This window comes from Erwinia sp. E_sp_B01_1 (assembly GCF_036865545.1).
GTDB lineage: Bacteria > Pseudomonadota > Gammaproteobacteria > Enterobacterales > Enterobacteriaceae > Erwinia.
Genome location: NZ_CP142208.1, coordinates 1357649 through 1378464, shown reverse-complemented (window position 1 = coordinate 1378464; position 20816 = coordinate 1357649). Strand labels below are relative to the sequence as shown.

20 protein-coding genes are annotated in these 20816 nt (G+C 54.5%); 14 read left to right on the top strand and 6 right to left on the bottom strand.

Going from position 1 to position 20816, the window contains the following annotated elements:
- The first annotated feature begins 129 nt into the window (after nt 1-129).
- From leuS to lipA, 14 genes are all read left to right on the top strand, one after another.
- The gene (leuS, locus tag VRC33_RS06755; RefSeq protein WP_338562127.1) at nt 130-2712 is read left to right on the top strand and encodes a leucine--tRNA ligase; all 2583 of its coding nucleotides are present in this window, start codon (nt 130-132) and stop codon (nt 2710-2712) included.
- Nucleotides 2713-2726: 14 nt separating this feature from the next.
- Entirely contained in the window at nt 2727-3323 is a 597-nt protein-coding gene (gene lptE / locus VRC33_RS06750) for an LPS assembly lipoprotein LptE (protein WP_338562125.1), read from the top strand.
- Nucleotides 3320-4351: a DNA polymerase III subunit delta gene (holA, locus tag VRC33_RS06745; RefSeq protein WP_338562122.1), complete on the top strand. Its 1032-nt coding sequence runs from the start codon at nt 3320-3322 to the stop codon at nt 4349-4351. The genes lptE and holA overlap by 4 nt, the downstream gene beginning before the upstream one ends.
- Nucleotides 4344-4994 carry a nicotinate-nucleotide adenylyltransferase gene (gene nadD, locus VRC33_RS06740; RefSeq protein ID WP_338562119.1) on the top strand — a complete coding sequence of 217 codons (651 nt, stop codon included), beginning with the start codon at nt 4344-4346 and terminating at the stop codon, nt 4992-4994. Before holA ends, nadD begins: the two co-directional genes overlap by 8 nt.
- Nucleotides 4995-5245: 251 nt before the next feature.
- Entirely contained in the window at nt 5246-6919 is a 1674-nt protein-coding gene (locus VRC33_RS06735; RefSeq protein ID WP_338562117.1) for a glycoside hydrolase family 19 protein, read from the top strand.
- A gap of 375 nt (nt 6920-7294) precedes the next feature.
- Nucleotides 7295-7612 carry a ribosome silencing factor gene (rsfS, locus tag VRC33_RS06730; protein WP_338562115.1) on the top strand — a complete coding sequence of 106 codons (318 nt, stop codon included), beginning with the start codon at nt 7295-7297 and terminating at the stop codon, nt 7610-7612.
- Nucleotides 7613-7615: 3 nt separating this feature from the next.
- Complete coding sequence (rlmH, locus tag VRC33_RS06725; protein WP_338562113.1) at nt 7616-8086, top strand: 23S rRNA (pseudouridine(1915)-N(3))-methyltransferase RlmH; 471 nt, start codon at nt 7616-7618, stop codon at nt 8084-8086.
- 34 nt (nt 8087-8120) lie between these two features.
- On the top strand, nt 8121-10025 hold the full coding sequence (gene mrdA, locus VRC33_RS06720) for a peptidoglycan DD-transpeptidase MrdA (protein ID WP_338562111.1): 1905 nt from the start codon (nt 8121-8123) through the stop codon (nt 10023-10025).
- A 2-nt stretch (nt 10026-10027) separates the two neighbouring features.
- On the top strand, nt 10028-11140 hold the full coding sequence (mrdB, locus tag VRC33_RS06715; RefSeq protein ID WP_338562109.1) for a peptidoglycan glycosyltransferase MrdB: 1113 nt from the start codon (nt 10028-10030) through the stop codon (nt 11138-11140).
- A gap of 11 nt (nt 11141-11151) precedes the next feature.
- Nucleotides 11152-12267, top strand: a complete 1116-nt coding sequence (gene rlpA / locus VRC33_RS06710) for an endolytic peptidoglycan transglycosylase RlpA (RefSeq protein ID WP_338562107.1) — start codon at nt 11152-11154, stop codon at nt 12265-12267.
- A 138-nt stretch (nt 12268-12405) separates the two neighbouring features.
- Nucleotides 12406-13617, top strand: coding sequence for a D-alanyl-D-alanine carboxypeptidase DacA (gene dacA, locus VRC33_RS06705; RefSeq protein WP_338564116.1), 1212 nt, complete (start codon nt 12406-12408; stop codon nt 13615-13617).
- A 143-nt stretch (nt 13618-13760) separates the two neighbouring features.
- Nucleotides 13761-14024: a DUF493 family protein YbeD gene (gene ybeD / locus VRC33_RS06700; protein ID WP_013201269.1), complete on the top strand. Its 264-nt coding sequence runs from the start codon at nt 13761-13763 to the stop codon at nt 14022-14024.
- Between the two features lie 81 nt (nt 14025-14105).
- Complete coding sequence (lipB, locus tag VRC33_RS06695) at nt 14106-14765, top strand: lipoyl(octanoyl) transferase LipB (RefSeq protein ID WP_338564114.1); 660 nt, start codon at nt 14106-14108, stop codon at nt 14763-14765.
- A gap of 167 nt (nt 14766-14932) precedes the next feature.
- Nucleotides 14933-15898 carry a lipoyl synthase gene (gene lipA / locus VRC33_RS06690; RefSeq protein ID WP_338562104.1) on the top strand — a complete coding sequence of 322 codons (966 nt, stop codon included), beginning with the start codon at nt 14933-14935 and terminating at the stop codon, nt 15896-15898.
- Between the two features lie 108 nt (nt 15899-16006).
- On the opposite strand, the gene tatE is transcribed toward lipA, so the two are convergent.
- The 6 genes from tatE to VRC33_RS06660 all read right to left on the bottom strand — a co-directional run bounded on the left by tatE (nt 16007) and on the right by VRC33_RS06660 (nt 20746).
- Nucleotides 16007-16213 carry a twin-arginine translocase subunit TatE gene (tatE, locus tag VRC33_RS06685; protein WP_147196202.1) on the bottom strand — a complete coding sequence of 69 codons (207 nt, stop codon included), beginning with the start codon at nt 16211-16213 and terminating at the stop codon, nt 16007-16009.
- A 132-nt stretch (nt 16214-16345) separates the two neighbouring features.
- Nucleotides 16346-17116, bottom strand: coding sequence for an amino acid ABC transporter ATP-binding protein (locus tag VRC33_RS06680; protein WP_338562099.1), 771 nt, complete (start codon nt 17114-17116; stop codon nt 16346-16348).
- Nucleotides 17117-17132: 16 nt separating this feature from the next.
- On the bottom strand, nt 17133-18086 hold the full coding sequence (locus VRC33_RS06675) for an amino acid ABC transporter permease (RefSeq protein ID WP_338562097.1): 954 nt from the start codon (nt 18084-18086) through the stop codon (nt 17133-17135).
- Nucleotides 18083-18970, bottom strand: coding sequence for an ABC transporter substrate-binding protein (locus VRC33_RS06670; protein WP_338562095.1), 888 nt, complete (start codon nt 18968-18970; stop codon nt 18083-18085). Before VRC33_RS06670 ends, VRC33_RS06675 begins: the two co-directional genes overlap by 4 nt.
- Before the next feature lie 19 nt (nt 18971-18989).
- A complete protein-coding gene (locus VRC33_RS06665) occupies nt 18990-19784 on the bottom strand; it encodes a deaminated glutathione amidase (RefSeq protein WP_338562093.1) in 795 nt (264 codons plus the stop codon).
- A 2-nt stretch (nt 19785-19786) separates the two neighbouring features.
- A complete protein-coding gene (locus VRC33_RS06660; RefSeq protein ID WP_338562091.1) occupies nt 19787-20746 on the bottom strand; it encodes a nitrate ABC transporter substrate-binding protein in 960 nt (319 codons plus the stop codon).
- Nucleotides 20747-20816 lie beyond the last annotated feature (70 nt).

Here is a 20816-nt window from a genome sequence, read left to right as displayed (position 1 = left end):
GTTATCTTCCAGCTTGCAGAGAAATGCCGCTTGTCTGGGCGGTTACTGTTGTTGCGCCGGGTAGGGATCAGCTATGCTATGCGGATCTGAACGAACTCATAAAAAGTTTACAAAGGACTACTGGCTGCCATGCAAGAGCAATACCGCCCGGAAGAGATAGAATCCCATGTCCAACAGCACTGGGATGAGAAGCAAACGTTCAACGTGACCGAAGAGGAAGGTAAAGAGAAGTACTACTGCCTCTCCATGCTGCCCTATCCTTCTGGCCGCCTCCATATGGGTCATGTTCGCAATTACACCATCGGTGATGTGATTTCCCGCTACCAGCGTATGCTGGGCAAAAACGTCCTGCAGCCGATTGGCTGGGATGCGTTTGGCCTGCCTGCTGAAGGCGCGGCAGTAAAAAACAACACCGCACCCGCTCCCTGGACCTACGACAACATCGCCTATATGAAGAACCAGTTGAAACTGCTGGGCTTCGGCTATGACTGGAATCGTGAACTGGCTACCTGCCAGCCAGAATACTATCGCTGGGAGCAGTGGTTCTTCACTAAGCTTTACGAAAAAGGCCTGGTTTATAAAAAGACCTCAGCGGTTAACTGGTGCCCGAACGATCAGACCGTGCTGGCTAACGAGCAGGTTATTGATGGCTGCTGCTGGCGCTGCGATACCAAAGTTGAGCGCAAAGAGATCCCACAGTGGTTCGTTAAAATTACCGATTACGCTGATGAACTGCTGAACGACCTGGACACGCTGGAAAGCTGGCCTGAGCAGGTCAAAACCATGCAGCGTAACTGGATTGGCCGTTCCGAAGGGGTGGAAATCACCTTTGATGTGGCTGACAGCACTGAAAAGCTCAGCGTCTACACCACCCGCCCTGACACCTTTATGGGTGTAACCTATCTGGCCGTGGCGGCAGGTCATCCGCTGGCTGCAGCAGCCTCAGCAATGAATCCGGCGCTGGCCGATTTTATTGCCGAATGCCGTAATACCAAGGTTGCCGAAGCTGAAATGGCGACCATGGAGAAGAAAGGCATGGCGACCGGCATGTTTGCCGTTCATCCGCTTTCTGGCGAGAAATTGCCGGTGTGGGTTGCCAACTTTGTGCTGATGGAATACGGCACCGGTGCCGTGATGGCCGTTCCGGGCCACGACCAGCGTGACTGGGAGTTCGCCACCAAATACGATCTCAGCATCAAGCCGGTGATCCTGAATGCCGACGGCAGCCAGCCCGATCTGGCTGAAGCTGCCATGACCGAAAAAGGTACGCTGTTTAACTCCGGTGAGTTTGACGGCCTCTCCTATGACGCTGGCTTCAATGCTATTGCCGACAAACTGGCCGCAAGCGGTGTGGGCGAGCGTAAAGTAAATTACCGTCTGCGCGACTGGGGTGTTTCCCGTCAGCGCTACTGGGGTGCGCCAATCCCAATGGTGACGCTGGAAGATGGCACTGTGATGCCAACGCCGGAAGACCAGCTGCCGGTTATCCTGCCAGAAGACGTGGTCATGGATGGGATCACCAGCCCGATCAAAGCCGATCCGGAATGGGCTAAAACCACCGTTAACGGTCAGCCTGCGTTCCGCGAAACCGATACCTTTGACACCTTTATGGAGTCTTCCTGGTACTATGCCCGCTACACCTGCCCGGATTACGACAAAGGCATGCTGGACCCGGCTGCAGCCAACTACTGGCTGCCGGTAGATCAATATGTCGGCGGCATCGAACACGCCATCATGCACCTGCTCTACTTCCGCTTCTTCCACAAGCTGCTGCGTGATGCGGGTCTGGTGACCTCGAACGAGCCGGCTAAACGTCTGCTTTGCCAGGGTATGGTTCTGGCTGATGCCTTCTATTATCTGGGCCTCAACGGCGAACGCAACTGGGTTTCTCCGGTTGACGTAACGCTTGAGCGCGATGAGAAAGGCCGCATCACCAAAGCCACCGACGCCACCGGACGCGAGCTGGTTTACGCTGGCATGAGTAAGATGTCCAAGTCTAAAAACAACGGCATTGATCCTCAGGTGATGGTTGAGCGTTACGGTGCTGATACCGTGCGTCTGTTTATGATGTTCGCTTCACCGGCTGAGATGACGCTGGAATGGCAGGAATCCGGTGTGGAAGGGGCTAACCGCTTCCTGAAACGCGTCTGGCGTCTGGCCTTCGAACACAGCGAGAAAGGCCCGACGGTCGCGCTCGATGTGTCCAGCCTCAATGACGATCAAAAATCACTGCGTCGCGAACTGCACAAAACCATCGCCAAAGTGGCCGATGACATTGGCCGTCGTCAGACCTTCAATACCGCCATCGCGGCGATTATGGAGCTGATGAACAAGCTGGCTCGTGCCCCTCAGGAGAGCGAGCAGGATCGCGCCCTGATGCAGGAGGCGTTGCAGGCTGTGGTTCGTCTGCTTTATCCGTTCACGCCGCACGCCTGCTTCACGCTGTGGCAGGCTCTGGGCGGCGAAGGCGATATTGATAACGCGCCGTGGCCGGTCGCTGATGAATCCGCAATGGTGGAAGATTCTCTGCTGGTGGTGATTCAGGTTAATGGTAAAGTACGTGGCAAAATTACCGTTCCGGCTGATGCAACGCAGGAACAGGTTCAGGCTCGTGCCGCGCAGGAGCATCTGGTCGCCAAATATCTTGATGGCGTCACCATTCGTAAAGTGATTTACGTACCGGGCAAGCTGCTTAACCTGGTCGTGGGTTGATGTCAGGAGGAATTGTGCGACATCCGATTTTGTCTGTGATGCTGGGTCTTGCGGTGTTGATCACCGCAGGTTGTGGCTTTCATCTGCGCGGAACCACTGCGGTTCCGCAAGAAATGAAAACGATGGTGCTGGATACTTCCGACCCGTATGGCCCGCTAACCCGCGCCGTGCGTGAAGAGCTGCGCCTCAATAACGTTACTGTACTGGACGATCCAGGCCTGCGTACTGACCTTCCGTCTCTGCGTCTGCTGGGTGCTTCCCAGGGCAAAGATACCGCCTCGATCTTCCAGGATGGCAAAACGGCAGAGTACTCTATGGTGATGACTGTTCGTGCTCAGGTTCTGGTTCCTAATAAAGGGATCTACCCAATCAGCGCAACGGTCTACCGTACGTTCTTTGATAACCCGCTGGCCGCCCTGGCTAAGGACTCTGAGCAGAACATCATCATCAGTGAAATGCGTACTCAGGCTTCTCAACAGCTGGTCCGTAAACTGCTGACAGTGCATGCCGCAGAGAATGATAGCTCAATCAACACGCTGGACACTGCGCCAGCGGCGATTGATCAAACGTCTCCACAGTCCGTTTTACCAGACGACTCACTGGCAAGATGATCAGGATCTACCCTGAGCAGTTAAGCGCGCAGCTCCATGAGGGGCTGCGCGCTTGTTACATTCTGACCGGCAACGATCCCCTTTTACTGCAGGAATCCCAGGATGCGGTGCGCGCGGCTGCCCAACAGCAGGGCTTCACCGAACACTTCAGTGTAGTGACGGATGCTTACACCGACTGGGATGCGATCTTTTCGACCTGCCAGGCATTGAGCCTGTTTGCCAGCCGTCAGACCCTGCTGTTGACGCTTCCTGAAAATGGCCCTAATGCCGCTATCGGTGAACAGCTGCTCACCCTCTCTACGCTGCTCCATGCTGATATCCTGCTGATGTTGCGGGCTACCCGGCTGACCAAAGCGCAGGAGAACAGCGCGTGGTTTAAAGCGCTGAGTGCGCACGGTGTGGTGGTTCCCTGTCAGACACCTGAACATACTCAGCTTCCTCGCTGGGCCGCAACGCGGGCTAAAAGCCTCAAGCTCAGCGTGGATGAAGCCGCTATTCAGCTGCTTTGTTACTGCTACGAAGGTAATCTGCTGGCTCTGGCTCAGGCGCTGGAACGGCTGTCACTGTTGTGGCCAGACGGTAAGCTCACGCTACCAAGGGTGCAGCAGGCGGTTAATGATGCCGCTCACTTTACCCCCTTCCACTGGGTGGATGCTTTGCTGGCCGGTAAAAGCAAACGTGCACAGCATATATTGCGCCAGATGCGGGCTGAAGACAGCGAGCCGGTGATCCTTTTACGTACCCTGCAGCGCGAGCTGCTTACCCTGCTGACGTTGCAACGTCAGAGTGTAAACACGCCTCTGAGAACGCTGTTCGATCAGCAACGGGTATGGCAAAACCGTCGCCCACTTTACAGTGAAGCCCTGCAACGTCTCTCCGCCGGACAGCTTGCGCAGGCCATTCATCTGCTGACCCGCATTGAGCTGACCCTGAAGCAGGATTATGGTCAGTCGGTGTGGTCAGAGCTGGAGACGCTCTCCCTGCTGTTGTGTCAAAGTTCCTTTCCGCTGAGCTTCTGCGATGTCTGATACCCGCTCACTCCAGGCGCTGTTTGGCGGCACTTTCGATCCTGTGCATTACGGCCACCTGAAACCGGCTGAAGCGCTGGCAAAGCTGACCGGCCTGCAAAAAGTGACGCTGATGCCCAATAATGTCCCTCCTCACCGCCCGCAGCCAGAAGCCACACCAGCGCAGCGGGTGGAGATGATCAGGCTGGCAATAGCCGACAATCCGTTATTCGACATTGATTTGCGGGAAATGCAACGTGAGACCCCCTCTTATACCCTCGAGACGCTGATCGCGTTGCGGCAAGAACGAGGGAAAGATCAGCCGCTGGGGTTTATTATCGGACAGGATTCCCTGCTGACATTACACAAGTGGCATCGCTGGGAGGAACTGCTGGATTACTGTCATTTACTGGTCTGTAAACGTCCCGGTTATCCCGAACAGATGCCTCTGCCTGAACTGAAAAAGTGGCTTGCTGACCACCAGACTACAAACATCTCGCACCTGCATCAGCAACCTTCGGGCTGCATTTACCTGGCAGAGACGGCCATGCTGGACATTTCCGCAACTGAAATCCGTGAACGGCGCCATGCCGGGAACTCAGTTGCGGGGCTGCTGCCAGCGCCAGTTATCAACTGGATGGATCAGCACAACCTTTACTCTTAAGTCAGCGCCTTCCTCATAGATTCAGGATAAAGCGGTAACCACTGATTTAACTTAAATTTTTAAATCAGCGGGCTGGTTTAATTCTGCCTGATGCTACCCCCCATAAAACGCGCGTTTTTTACGCTTTCCCGCTTAGTTAAGCACCAAAATATGGGCTTAAGAAACATTCAGAAATAAAATCACCTGACAAGCCCGGCGTGGGGCTTGCAGGGGATATTCCCCCTGACACAGTAATCAGGGAGTTTTAATTTATGCACAGTAACAAAAACAAAGGCTTCAAAAAGCTGCTGCTAGCCAGCTGTGTTGCTTTATCCTTCAATGCCTTTGCCTATGAAACCTATAATCCGGCCCAAAGCTATACCGGGGGCGCCTATGTCACCCTCAATGGCAACGATTACCATGCAAAATGGTGGGTAGGTGCGGGTCAGCGTCCCGATGCAGCCGTCGAAAATGCCTGGGATTCTCCGTGGGAAAAAATCAGCAGTAACCCGGAAACCCCTGATGCCGGGACTCCAGACGTCACTCCCCAGCCTGAAGACAATACAGCAGAAGAGGTTGCCCCTTCAGATTACCCGGCTTATAAAGCAGGCGGCGCATATAAATCAGGGGACGTAGTCAGCCATGCCGGTAAAAACTATGTCTGCCTGCCTGGCGTGGCAGCATGGTGCAACGGCATTGCTGCTGCCTATGAACCGGGTGCAGGCTTTGGCTGGGAATCAGCCTGGAAAATCTTTACCGGCAGCGAAAGCAACGGCGCGGGTGAAGGATCCGCCGGGGATAAAGCGGACCCGGTAAAAACCAAAACCCTGACCCGTGCGGAACTGGCAGAGGCTGAAGCAGAACTGACCAACAGCACCATCATGACCGCAGTCAAAAAATCGATCGCCACGCTGGATAACGACAGCGTTGAGAAGATTGCTGCCGGAAACAAAAATAACCCCGCCAACGTTAAGCTGGTAGAAAAAATCATCGACGCGGAGCGCTGGGACCATCTTTTCTCCAGTCGTGACCCGGCTTATACCTACGAAAACCTGCTTAAAGCCGTCGGAAAATTCCCGCGTCTTTGCGGTGATTTCGACGATGGGCGCAATGCAGAAGAGATTTGTCGCAAAACGCTGGCTACCATGTTTGCGCACTTTGCACAGGAAACCGGTGAGCACAATGTTCACAGCGCCATTCCGGAATGGCGCCAGGGTCTGCACTGGGTGCGTGAAATGGGCTGGGCTGAAGGTCAGCCAAATGGTTATAACGGAGAGTGTAATCCAGCCACCTGGCAGGGAAAAGCCTGGCCTTGCGGTAAGGATAAAAATGGGCAGTACCTGAGCTATTTTGGCCGGGGTGCCAAACAGCTGAGCTACAACTATAACTATGGCCCCTTCTCTGAAGCGATGTTTGGTGATGTGCGGACTCTGCTCGATAAACCAGAACTTGTTGCTGATACCTGGCTGAACCTGGCCAGCGCCATCTTCTTCTATATTTATCCTCAGCCGCCTAAGCCAAGCATGCAATTTGTTATCGACGGCACCTGGCAGCCCAATGATTACGATAAAACTTCCGGCCTGACCCCGGGCTTTGGCGTCACCACGCAAATCATCAATGGTGGCGTGGAGTGTGGTGGCAGCCAGGAAATTGCCCAGTCACTGAATCGTATTAAATACTACAAAGCTTTTGCGCAGGCGCTGAATGTCTCCGTGCCAAAAAATGAAGTGCTGGGATGTAAAGGTATGCAGCAATTTTCGGAAAGGGGTGCCGGCGCTATCCCTGTGTACTGGGAAGAGAGCTGGGATTACAAAGAAGGCAATCCGGGTGGGAAAAGTTACGCCTGTAAACTGGTTGGCTATCAGACTGCCTACAGCGCCTTCAAAAAAGGCGATTATGAAAGCTGCGTCAAAGAGCATTTCCCGGATGTCGTGATCGCTGAATAACAGAAACTGAAATCAGCGGCAGCATTATGCCGTCGTCTGTTGGCCAGGAAGGCAGAGAATTTACCCTCGTTATCGCCCTCTCTCTCCTGGCCCTTTTTCATCCCCGCCCCCTTCCCCGTCAAGTTCATCTCCGGAATAAGCGCCGATACCATTGACTCTTATTGCTGGGCTGCTATTCTCCGCTGCCATGCTTTGGCGCCACGCAGGTGAAGACACAAATTCACAAAACTTTGTTTAGTGGATCCTGAACGCTGGCATGGGATACTAAGCCACATTCTGATACCACGCCTCAGGCTCCCGTCGTGAGCGATAAGTGACATTTAGTCCTGTCAGGATGTACCCTAATTGAGTCAACCATTTTCCAGGGGGAACCTTTTGCAAGGTCAAGCACTCCAAGACTTCGTCATTGATAAAATCGACGATTTAAAAGCTCAGGATATTGTTTCTATTAACGTTCAGGGCAAATCCAGCATTACCGACTGCATGATTATCTGCACCGGTACCTCAACACGTCACGTAGCTTCCATTGCCGATCATCTGGTACAGGAATCCCGTGCTGCCGGTCTGAAACCTCTGGGTATCGCTGGCAAAGCCACCGCCGACTGGGTCGTGGTCGATCTGGGCGACGTGATTGTTCATGTGATGCAGGAAGAGAGCCGTCAGCTCTACGAACTCGAAAAACTCTGGAGTTAAGCCGTGAAGTTGCAGCTGGTCGCCGTCGGCACCAAAATGCCGGATTGGGTGCAGACCGGATTTCTTGAGTATCTGCGTCGTTTTCCTAAAGATATGCCGCTGGAACTGACCGAAGTTCCTGCCGGTAAGCGCGGCAAAAACGCCGACATCAAACGCATTCTCGACAAAGAGGGTGAACTGATGCTGGCCGCCACGGGTAAAGGCAATCGTATTGTCACGCTGGATATTCCGGGTCAGCCGTGGGAAACCCCACAGCTTGCAACTCAGCTTGAGCGCTGGAAGCAGGATGGCCGCGATGTCAGCCTGCTGATCGGCGGACCGGAAGGATTGTCAGCCGCCTGCAAGGCCGCAGCCGAACAATCCTGGTCCCTCTCTAAGCTTACCCTGCCCCATCCGCTGGTTCGCGTGCTGGTGGCGGAGAGTCTGTACCGTGCATGGAGCATTACTGCGAATCACCCTTATCATCGGGAATAGCCCATAAGCTCAACGGGATACACTGAAACAGCGGATGAAATTACAACGTAACTCTTTTCGTGACTACACCGCCGAGCAGACACTGTTTGTTCGCCGTGCGCTGATCGCTTTTTTTGGCATTTTAGTGCTTTCCGGTATCCTGGTGGTCAATCTGTACCATCTGCAAATTATCCGCTACACGGATTACAGCACCCGCTCCAACGAAAACCGCATCAAACTGGTTCCGGTCGCCCCCAGCCGCGGCATCATTTTTGACCGTAACGGTCTGCCTCTGGCGCTTAACCGCACCATTTACCAGATTGAACTGGTGCCTGAAAAAGTCGAAGACCTCGAAAAAACCCTGCAGGCGCTACGGCCCATTGCCGATCTCACTGACGAAGACCTTGTGGCTTTTGAAAAAGAGCGTAAGCGCTCACGCCGCTTTACCTCTATACCGGTAAAAACAGGCCTGAATGATGTGCAGGTTGCCCGCTTTGCCGTGAACCAGTATGCGTTTCCGGGCGTGGAAGTTAAGGGTTATCAGCGCCGCTATTATCCGTACAACTCCGCCCTTACGCACGTACTGGGCTACGTGTCGAAAATCAACGACCGGGACGTTGAGCGCCTCGATAAAGAGGGAAAATGGCCCAACTACGCCGCTACCCATGATATCGGCAAGCTGGGCATTGAGCGTTTTTATGAAGAGATGCTGCATGGCAAGACCGGTTATGAAGAGGTGGAAGTTAACAACCGTGGCAGAGTTATCCGCCAGCTTCATGAACAGTCACCGCAGGCCGGGCAGGATATCTACCTGACTATTGACCTTAAGCTTCAGCAGTATATCGAAACGCTGCTGCAGGGCAGTCGCGCCGCCGTAGTGGTCACAGACCCACGTAATGGCGATATCCTGGCAATGGTGTCGATGCCGAGCTATGACCCGAATCTGTTCGTTGATGGCATCAGCAGCAAGGATTACAACATGCTGCTCAATGACCCGAACCGGCCACTGATTAACCGTGCCACGCAGGGTGCCTATCCGCCTGCCTCCACGGTAAAACCCTATATTGCTGTCTCTGCCCTGACGGCGGGCGTGATCAACAAAAATACCAGCCTGTTCGATCCCGGCTGGTGGCAGTTGCCCGGTTCTGAAAAACGCTTCCGCGACTGGAAGCACTGGGGACATGGCCGCCTGAACGTCACCAAATCACTGGAAGAGTCTGCTGACACCTTTTTCTATCAGGTTGCCTACGATATGGGTATCGATCGCCTGGGCGACTGGATGAACAAATTTGGTTACGGCCATCTGTCCGGTATCGACCTGGTGGAAGAAACGCCGGGCAATATGCCGACGCGTGAATGGAAAATGAAACGCTTCAAAAAACCCTGGTATCAGGGTGACACCATTCCGGTGGGGATCGGCCAGGGTTACTGGACTGCGACCCCGGTGCAGATGAATAAAGCGATGATGACCCTGATCAATGATGGCATGGTGAAAACGCCGCACCTGATGCAGTCTAACGTGGTGAACAATGTCCGCGTTCCTTATCGTCAGCCCGTCAGCGCACCTATTGCCGATATTCATTCCGGCTACTGGGAAATCGCCAAAGATGGTATGTACGGCGTGGCAAACCGCCCTAACGGCACGGCGAGAAAAAGTTTCTCTGACGCGCCTTACAAAATTGCTGCTAAATCCGGTACAGCTCAGGTCTATGGGCTGAAAGCCAATGAAACCTACAATGCGCATAAAATCGCTGAACACCTTCGCGACCACAAGCTTATGACCGCCTACGCGCCTTATGACAACCCCCGCGTGGCTGTCACCATGATCCTGGAAAACGGCGGGGCTGGTCCGGCTGTGGGCACCATTATGCGCCAGATTCTGGACCATATTATGCTCGGTGATAACAATACCAACCTGCCTGATGCCGCCCCTGTGCCGCAGGGCTACGAGGGTGAATAGTCATGAATGATCGTCACCAAAAACGCACCATCTGGACCCGGATCCATGTCGACCCGACGTTTTTCATCCTGATTTTTGCCCTGCTGGTATACAGCGCTCTGGTTATCTGGAGTGCCAGCGGCCAGGATCCGGGCATGATGGAGCGCAAACTTGGTCAGATCGCGATGGGTATCGTGATCATGCTGGTGATGGCTCAAATCCCGCCTCGGGTCTATGAAGGCTGGGCGCCCTATCTCTATATCGTCTGCGTGATCCTGCTGGTGGCCGTGGATGCCTTTGGCCATATCAGTAAAGGCGCGCAGCGCTGGCTGGACCTGGGAGTGGTACGATTCCAGCCCTCTGAGATAGCCAAGATTGCCGTGCCGCTGATGGTGGCACGCTTTATCAACCGCGATATCTGCCCGCCAACGTTAAAAAATACCGCTATTGCGCTGGTGCTGATCTTTATGCCCACGCTGCTGGTGGCGGCGCAGCCGGACCTGGGAACCTCAATCCTGATCGCCGCTTCCGGCCTGTTCGTGCTGTTTTTATCCGGGATGAGCTGGAAACTGATTGCCGTGGCAGTGCTGCTGGTAGCCGCTTTTGTGCCCGTGCTCTGGTTCTTCCTGATGCATGATTACCAGCGGGACCGCGTGATGATGCTGCTGGATCCCGAGAGCGATCCCCTGGGGGCGGGCTACCACATTATTCAATCCAAAATTGCTATTGGGTCGGGCGGGCTGCGCGGCAAAGGCTGGCTGCATGGGACTCAGTCCCAGCTTGAGTTTTTACCCGAACGCCATACCGACTTCATTTTCGCCGTGCTGGCAGAAGAATTAGGGTTGGTGGGCGTCCTGGTGCTACTGCTACTCTACATCCTGGTGATCATGCGTGGGCTGATGATGGCGGCGCGGGCGCAAACCACCTTCGGACGCGTGATGGCCGGCGGGTTGATGTTGATCTTCTTTGTTTATGTTTTTGTTAATATTGGTATGGTCAGCGGCATTCTGCCGGTGGTAGGGGTTCCGTTGCCATTGGTCAGCTATGGCGGTTCTGCCCTGATAGTGCTGATGGCCGGGTTTGGCATTATTATGTCGATTCATACCCACCGAAAACTGTTGTCAAAAAGCGTTTAAGAGGCGTACACATGCGTAAGGATTGGCTTTGGATTGGTCTGGCAACGGCGCTGCTGGCAGCCTGTACTGCCCCTGAACAGCAGCAGGCATCTGCCCCGCAGCAACCTGCTTATAACGGGCCGGTAGTGGAAATTGGCGGTGTGGAACCGCGTTATGAAGCGCAAAATCCAGGGACCAGCCAGGACTACAGCGTTAACGGAAAAACCTACCGCATAATCAAAGATCCCTCCAACTACAGCGAAACCGGGCTGGCAAGCTGGTATGGCGAAGAGGCGGGCGGTAACCGCACGGCCACCGGAGAGCAGTATGATCCTGATGGCCTGACCGCGGCGCACCCTACTCTGCCCCTGCCAGCCTATGTGCGGGTCACTAATCTGGCCAACGGCCGCCAGATAGTGGTGCGCGTCAATGACCGTGGCCCCTATACGCCAGGCAGGATTATCGATCTCTCCCGCGCTGCAGGCGACCGCCTGAATATGTCGAACAATACCAGGGTCAAGGTTGATTACATCAAGGTTGCGCCGGATGGCAGCCTGTCCGGACCGGGCACCATTGGCACTGTAGTGGCGAAGCAAAGCTATGCGCTGCCGGCCCGCCCGGATATCGCTGGCGGTATGACGGTCATGGGTGGCGATAACGCCGCTCCGGCTCAGGGCGACGCCAGCCAGCAACCTGAATCACACCCGATCGATAACGCCAGCCTGCGCAGCGATGACAACCTCGGTGCCCCGGTGCAGAGCAGCGGCTTTTTAGGTGCCGCCCAGCCTTTACGTTCCGGTGTGCTTGAAGGTAGCGAACCCGTGGAAGCGCCAGCCGCTTCTCCGGCCGTTGCAGCCCCGGCCGTGGCTGTTGCCGCACCCGCGACGGCAGCCAGTCAGCCAGCCGCTTCCGGCACCGCTTACGTGGTTCAGGTTGGCGCGGTTAGCGATCCTGCCCGTGCAAAACAGTGGATGAACACGCTGAGCAAACAGTTTGGTGTGCCTGGCTCCGTGCAGAGCAGTGGCAATGTGTACCGGGTGCAACTCGGACGCTTTACCTCACGCCAGCAGGCCAGCGCATTGCAGCAGCGTTTGACCAGTGAAGCTCAGCAAACCTCTTTTATTACGGTCGCACCTGGCGGAAGGTAATGTCGCGGCCTCTTCCTGAAGGTTAACAGGCTGATACGCCTGTTAACCTTCCAGGTAAAGACGGATGCCGGGCAGGACTGCTTTTGCTATAGTGAGTCACTTTTTTTAACCTAGCCGATGGATGTTGTAGTCCTGAATATGAACAATCTGACCCATTCCCCACTGATTAAACGCCTGACGGCGGGCTCGCTGATTGCCCTCAGCCTGACCTCCTTCGCCCACGCCGATGACGTGAATATTAAAACCATGATCCCTGGCGTCCCGGATATCGATGCGGAAGCTTACGTCCTGATTGACTACAACTCAGGCAAAGTGCTGGCAGAAAAAAATGCCGATGCCCGTCGTGACCCGGCCAGCCTGACCAAAATGATGACCAGTTATGTTATCGGTCAGGCAGTGAAAGCGGGCAAAATCAAACAGGACGACGTGGTTACCGTAGGTAAAGATGCCTGGGCAACCGGCAACCCGGTATTCAAAGGCTCATCACTAATGTTCCTGAAGCCTGGCGACCGTGTTCCCGTCTCCGAATTGACCCGCGGTATCGTTCTGCAGTCCGGTAACGACGCCTGTGTTGCTATGGCTGACTATGTCGCTGGCAGCCAGGATGCGTTTGTTGGCCTGATGAACAACTACGTGAAAGCCCTGGGCCTGCAAAACAGCCACTTCCAGACCGTGCATGGTCTTGATGCGGAAGGCCAGTACAGCTCTGCCCGTGATATGGCATTGATTGGCCGTGCGTTGATCCGTGATGTTCCGGACGAATACGCGGTTTATAAAGAGAAAGAGTTCACCTTTAACAATATCCGCCAGATGAACCGTAATGGTCTGCTGTGGGATACCAGCCTGCAGGTTGATGGGATTAAAACCGGTCACACCGAGGCTGCTGGCTATAACCTGGTGGCCTCTGCCACCGAAGGCCAGATGCGTCTGATCTCTGCCGTGATGGGCGGTCATACCTATAAAGGGCGTGAAACAGAGAGCAAAAAACTGCTGACCTGGGGTTTCCGCTTCTTCGAAACCGTGGCACCTTTGAAGGCGGGTAAAGAGTTCGCCTCTGAACCTGTCTGGTTTGGTAACACTGACCGCGTACAGCTGGGCGTGGAAAAAGATGTTTACCTGACCATCCCCCGTGGCCGCATGAAAGATTTGAAAGCCAGCTATACGCTGAGCAACACAGAACTGCATGCGCCGCTGACTAAAAACCAGGTGGTGGGTACTATCAACTTCCAGCTGGACGGGAAAACGATTGAACAGCATCCTCTGGTGGTGCTGAACGATACGCCCGAAGGTGGCTTCTTTGGCCGCATCGTGGATTACATTAAGTTGATGTTCCATCACTGGTTTGGTTAACCCCTTCACGCCAGTCTGCCTTACTCCCCTTTCCGGGGGAGTATTGCCCCTTGATTTCGGCGTGAATGCACCCCATATTTGAGTTATCTGCAGGCTCCCGCAATACCAGCGGGAGTCTTTGTTTTGGCGTTACCGGAGCGACTATGAAAACCAATCTTAAAGAACTACTCGAATTCCCAACCCCTTTTACTTATAAAGTAATGGGCCTGGCGCAGCCAGAACTGGTTGATCAGGTAGTTGAAGTGGTTCAGCGCCATGCGCCGGGTGACTACTCTCCGGACGTGAAGCCCAGCAGCAAAGGCAACTACCACTCTGTTTCCATCACCATCACTGCGACCCACATTGAACAGGTGGAAACGCTGTATGACGAACTCGGCAAAATCGAAATCGTCCGTATGGTGCTGTAAAATTTTTTCCTGACGGAGGGCATGCGTTTTGCCCTTTGTCAGCGTTATACTGCCCCTCTCTCTCCAACCGGACGATTCGTTTTGCCTCAGGATACTCTACTCATTCGCCAGCTGGGCCTGCAGCCCTGGGCACCACTCTCTCAGGCTATGCACGATTTCACTGAGCAGCGCGGTGAGAGCACTCCCGATGAAATCTGGCTGGTAGAGCATTTGCCGGTCTTTACTCAGGGTCAGGCAGGAAAAGCAGAGCATCTACTGATGCCCGGCGATATCCCGGTGATGCAAAGCGATCGCGGCGGGCAGGTGACCTATCATGGGCCCGGTCAGCAGGTAATGTACGTGCTGATCAATCTCAAGCGCCGCAAAATAGGTGTCAGACAGTTGGTTACCGCCATCGAAGAGACGGTGATCGCCACCCTCTCCCATTTTGGTATTAGCGCCGCCGCCAGGCCCGATGCGCCAGGCGTTTACGTTCAGGATCAGAAGATCTGCTCGCTGGGATTGCGCATCCGTAACGGCTGCTCCTTTCACGGTCTGGCGCTGAATGTCGATATGGACCTGACGCCCTTTCAGCGTATTAATCCCTGCGGCTATGCCGGGCTGGAAATGACGCAGCTCAGCGCCTTTAAGCCAGGCGTGACTCTCGCCGATGTTCAGCCGCAGTTGATTGCGCATTTCGCCAGGCTGCTGAAGATCGACGACCTGAGCTGGCAACCGGCTGAGCCCGATCGGCAAAAGTAACCAGGCGTGCGAATTTACAACTCCGTCACATTTAATCGCGCAGGCTGGCTGAAAATGTTGCGCCGGGATGATATAATTTTTGCGCTTTTATCAAATAAAGTTGAAGACGATAACAACTCTTTGAGTATTATGCGGATCGCGCATGCCAACCTGGAACTTGCAAGATTATGAGTAAACCCATTCAGATGGAACGTGGTGTTAAATACCGCGACGCAGACAAAATGGCCCTGATCCCGGTGAAAACCGTGGTGACCGAGCGCACGGAGATTTTACGTAAGCCGGAGTGGATGAAAATCAAGCTCCCTGCTGACTCCAGCCGCATTCAGGGTATCAAAGCTGCCATGCGTAAAAATGGCCTGCACTCCGTCTGTGAAGAGGCCTCCTGTCCTAACCTTGCAGAATGTTTTAACCACGGTACCGCTACCTTTATGATCCTGGGCGCGATCTGTACCCGTCGCTGCCCGTTCTGCGATGTTGCACATGGCCGTCCTGTTACGCCAGACGCTAACGAGCCGCTGAAGCTGGCGCAGACCATTGCTGATATGGCGTTGCGCTATGTGGTTATCACCTCCGTAGACCGTGACGACCTGCGTGACGGCGGTGCTCAGCACTTTGCTGACTGCATCACCGCTATCCGTGAAAAAAGCCCTACGATTAAAATTGAAACGCTGGTGCCGGACTTCCGTGGCCGTATGGATCGTGCGCTGGACATTCTCAACGCCACGCCACCAGACGTGTTCAACCACAATCTTGAAAACGTGCCGCGCGTGTACCGTCAGGTTCGCCCTGGTGCCAACTACGACTGGTCACTGAAGCTGCTTGAGCGCTTTAAAGAAGCTCACCCGGAAATTCCTACCAAGTCAGGCCTGATGGTCGGTCTGGGCGAAACCAATGCCGAAATCGTGGAAGTGATGCGGGACTTGCGCCGTCATGGCGTAACAATGCTGACGCTGGGGCAGTATCTGCAGCCAAGCCGTCACCACCTGCCTGTTCAGCGTTATGTCAGCCCGGCAGAATTTGATGAGATGAAAGAAGCGGCAATGGAAATGGGCTTTACCCATGCTGCCTGCGGACCCTTTGTCCGTTCTTCTTATCACGCCGATATGCAGGCGAAAGGCCTGGAAGTGAAATAAAGCTGTCGGGATAAGGCGACTTATCCCGGGACATACTTATTTACACATAGAACGCATAAACAAAAAAAGGATGACTCAGTCATCCTTTTTTTATGCGGCAAACGCTGATTACTCTTTATGAGCAACCTGCTCTGCAGGCTTTTCTTCTGCGACCGGCGCTTTTTTAGCGGAAGTGTCGTCGTCGCTCATTGCCTTTTTAAAGCCTTTAATTGCTGACCCCAGATCGCCACCAAGAGAACGCAACTTATTGGTTCCGAACAACAACACGATCAGAGCACCAATAATCAGCAGTTTTGCAATACTGATACCTTCCATACACACCTTCTTTTTTAACCTGACCAGTAATAAGGTCAATCACAATAAAGTGTATTAACGCGCAGTTAACCGGTCAATACAACTGCAATCTGTAACAGATTACGCTCTATACAGATGGCCCGCGAAATAATATCAGATAAAACGATTCAGGAAAGCTTTGAAACGAGGATGCTCAGGCTCCACCAGCACTTTTTCAGGTGGCCCCTGCTCCACGACCACGCCGCCATCCATAAACACCACCCTGTCAGCCGCTTCACGCGCAAAGCCAATTTCATGCGTTACCACCACCATCGTCAGCCCCTGATCTGCCAGGGTACGCATCGTCGCCAGAACTTCTCCCACCAGCTCAGGATCCAGCGCCGAAGTCGGCTCATCAAACAGCATCAGCCGTGGGCGAATAGCCAGCGCCCTGGCAATGGCCACTCGCTGCTGCTGCCCACCAGAAAGGTGACGTGGCCAGGCATCGGCTTTATCGCTCAGCCCGACGGTTGCCAGCAACTCAACAGCATGGCGGGTAGCTTCCTCGCGGGACGTCTTGTGAACGCCAATCGGCGCTTCGATGATATTTTCCAGCACCGTCATATGCGGATAAAGATTGAACTGCTGAAACACCATGCCAATTTCCTGACGCTGACGGGCAATTTTTCGCGCTGACAAACGCTGAAGCTGGCCGTTTTTCAACGCATAGCCAATCTGCTGCTCGCCGACCATTATTGAGCCGGCATTCATCTCTTCCAGATGGTTAATACAGCGCAGGAAGGTCGATTTACCCGACCCTGATGGCCCTAATATCACCACCACTTCGCCCGGCATCACATCCAGGTCAATGCCCTTCAGAACTTCATTGTCGCCGTAGCTTTTCTGCACATTCCGCGCCCGAACCAGAGGCTGAATATCGCTCATACATCCTCCTTGCGGACTAAGGGACGGTTAACCAGGGGGTTGTTCTGGCATCCGCTGCCGGTAACCGCCGTTTTGCTACGGTAACGGTACGGCGCACGCCACGGGAATAGTAGCGTTCAATCGCGGACTGCCCCACGTTAAGGACAGAAGTGATAAACAGATACCAGATTACCGCAACCATCAGCATCGGTATCACCTCGAACGTCCGGTTATAGACCGACTGCACCGAATACAACAGATCGCCCATCGCAATCACGCTGACCAGCGAGGTTGCCTTGATCATACTGATCAGCTGATTACCCGTAGGCGGAATAATAGAACGCATTGCCTGAGGAATGATAATACGGCGCAGGGCACGCGCCCGGCTCATGCCAAAGGCCTGAGTCGTCTCCACCTGTCCATTATCCACCGACTGCAATCCGCCACGGATAATTTCCGCCATATAGGCTGCTTCATTGAGTGCCAGACCGGCAATCGCGGCGGTTAACGGGGTGATTAAATCGTTGGTATTCCAGCTGGCTAACACCGGCCCGCCAAAAGGAATACCCAGGGTAATCTGCGGGAACAGCGTCGACATGTTGTACCAGAAAATCAGCTGAACCAGCAGCGGCGTGCCCCGGAAGAACCAGATATAAAGCCCGGAGAGCCCACTCAGCAGACGGTTATCCGACAGGCGGGCCACCGCCAGCAGCAGACCCAGCAGAGTTCCGAGGATCATTGATACCACCGTCAGACCCAGCGTCACCTGCAATCCTTTCAGCACCGACCCTTCGGTAAACCACTCCAGCACCACATGCCATTCAAAGTTGGGATTGGTAGCCACCAGCCAGCTGAAGTTTCCGGCGATTACCAGCACCACAATCCATGAAACCAGGCGTCCATAACGCGGTGCGCTGCGGGCGAAAGCCACGTCACGCTGTTGCACGTCAGCCCTTTCCCTGGCTCGTGAATCCGTGGTGCTTTTGGTCATTTCGCTACCCCTTTGGCCAGGTTAACCCCCGGCTCAGCGATCATGTTGCCGTCCAGTTTCCACTTCTTCATGATTGCCGCGTAGGTTCCGTTGGTGAACAGCTCTTTATAACCATCCAGCACCACTTTGCCGAGTTCAGAATCTTTGGGCACCACGGTCCCCTGGAAGATATCGCCAAAGCCGTTTTTCTGCCCCTGGCCGGTTAATTCCAGCTGGCCGTTAGCCTTATCAACGAAATAGACCAGGGGTGCCTGTGAAGAGAAGAAGGCATCAGAACGCTTAGAGCGCACGGCAAGAATTGAAGAAGGCTGATCGGTAAACGACTGCACGGTTACGGCTGGTTTACCGGCAGCGGTACAAACTTCAGACTGCTTACGGATCACCTGCTCGGCTGAGCCTGCTGCCATTACGGCGATGCGCTTACCGCAGGTATCATCCAGGCCATTGATTTTTGACGGGTTGCCTTTCTGCACGGCAAAGACCACAAACTCCTGCACGAAATCAATAAAGTCGTTTTTAGCCTGACGATCCGGGTAATCTCCCACCGGGCCAATGGCCAGCTGATAACGTCCTGATTTGATCCCTGCCAGCACGCCGGAAAGACCACTCACCGTAGCGTGTTCAATTTTAATCCCCAGCAGCTGGGCCAGCGCTTCGGTCAAATCAGCGGAAGCGCCGGACATAGAAGTCGGCCCCTCAACGATCTCATAGGGCGGGAATGAGCCGTTATTTACTGAGATCATTTTACCCGCTGATTTGATATCAGCCGGTAAGCGGTCATGCAATGCCTGGTCCACTTTCTGAGCAGGGATGGCGTCTGCCGCCTGGGCGAAGGCAGCCACCAATCCCAGAGCCAGTGCTATGGCGGTCGCGATTTTTTTCATTATATATTTCCCCGGTCTCTTAACTGTTTTTTAATTCAGGACGTGCGAAACGGCGGTTTTCCAGCACCGGCAGTACCTGACGGGCATGGGCAATACGTGCCGGGTCCAAATCAGCAAAGACCAGTGCCGGGGCTTCAGCGGCTTTGGCAATCGCCACGCCAAGCGGGTCAACAACCAGGCTGTTACCGATATTGCGCGGGCCACACTCTCCCACTGCAACCAGATAGCAGGTATTTTCCAGCGCGCGCGCGGTGACCAGAACTTCCCAGTGCATCTCTTTCAGCGGGCCTTTAACCCAGGCGGCTGGCAGAACCAGCACATCCGCGCCATCCAGCACCAGACGGCGAGCCTGTTCAGGGAAACGCACGTCGTAACAGGTCATCAGGCCGACTTTCATTCCGGCCACCTCAACCAGCGCCGGCACTTCATTGCCCGGCGTCACATTGCGTGATTCCTGCATGGCAAAGGCGTCATAAAGATGCAGTTTGTCGTAGCGGGCGACAATTTCTCCGTTACGGATGGCAATCAACACATTCAGCGCACGGCCATCTTCTGTTGGGACATGGACGGTCATCATCGTTGTCAGGTTGTTGCCACGGCTGGCGGCATAGACTTCGGTCAGGAAGGGGCCATCCAGCGGCTGCGCGGCTTTCAGCACCAGATCCGGATCGGCGATATCACGCGCCAGAACGCCCTCCGGTAAGACCAGTAAATCGGCACCCCCTGCCAGAGCATGAGCCATCAAATCCGTACAGGTGACGGCGTTTTCCTGCCACTCGCGGCTGACCGCGAACTGTCCTAATGCAACTTTCATCGTTATGCTCCTTTCTTCACGGCCGGGAACAAGTCGTCCGGCGTGAGGCGCTGAGAAGTAATACCCTGTTCAAAAAGCTCGGTACCAAAATCGGCAATCATCTTTTTGTTAGCTTCGAAGCCGTTCGCATTCCAGTCCGCAGGTAAATCCTGTGCGGTACGTCGCAAATCGTCCAGCAGCCAGGGGGTGGTGTCGGCGTATTTCTCTCGTTTGTCATTCCACATTCTGGCTGACTGTTCAATGAGTTCACTGACCTGCTGAGGGATCTCAGGATGCGCTTCAGCTATTTCAGGCTTAAAGGCCAGAAGGTGGTGGCCAGGGATATAGCCAACGCGATTGAAGTACGCCAGTTCTGCCTGACGGAAGTCAGTCTGCAACTGTCGTAGCCCGGAGCCTTTCAGGAAGAATCCCTGTGGCATAAAGGGTGTGAAGACCGCATCCAGCTCGCCCGCACGTAACAGATCGATCAGGGGATGTTCGCCCGGAGCCGCTTCGATACGGCCCGGACGACCAAACCCGTTGAGGCGATCAACGACGGGATGATCCGGCGTCAGGCGACCGGCAAACCAGTAAGCATCATCAATATTCACACCCGCTTCGCGAAGCAGGGCGCGGGTCCAGGTATTGCCGGAGTCCTGCCAGCCGGTGACACCCACTTTTTTCCCTTTCAGCTGGTCCAGAGAGACGATCGGGTTATCTTCGGTGGTGATAATGCAGCGCTGACGGAAACCCCGCATCAGGAAGTGAGGCAGGGCCAGCAGAGAGGTATCTCCTTTCGCCCTGCCCTGAGCATAACGGCTGAACGAGATCTCAGCCGCGTCGTACTCGCTGCTGGTAGCCAGGTCGCCCACCAGCGTCCCCACGCGATGAACCTCAAGTTTAAAACCCTCGGGTTTGATATCGCCCAGTGCCAGCGGCGTGAAGTAATCCCAGTCTCGTACAGCCAGTCTGATCGTGACCATCTCTTTTCTCTCTATGCCTGAAAAGTGCGCCGGAACGGCTCGTCTAATTTGTGTGCAATTACTGCTTGAA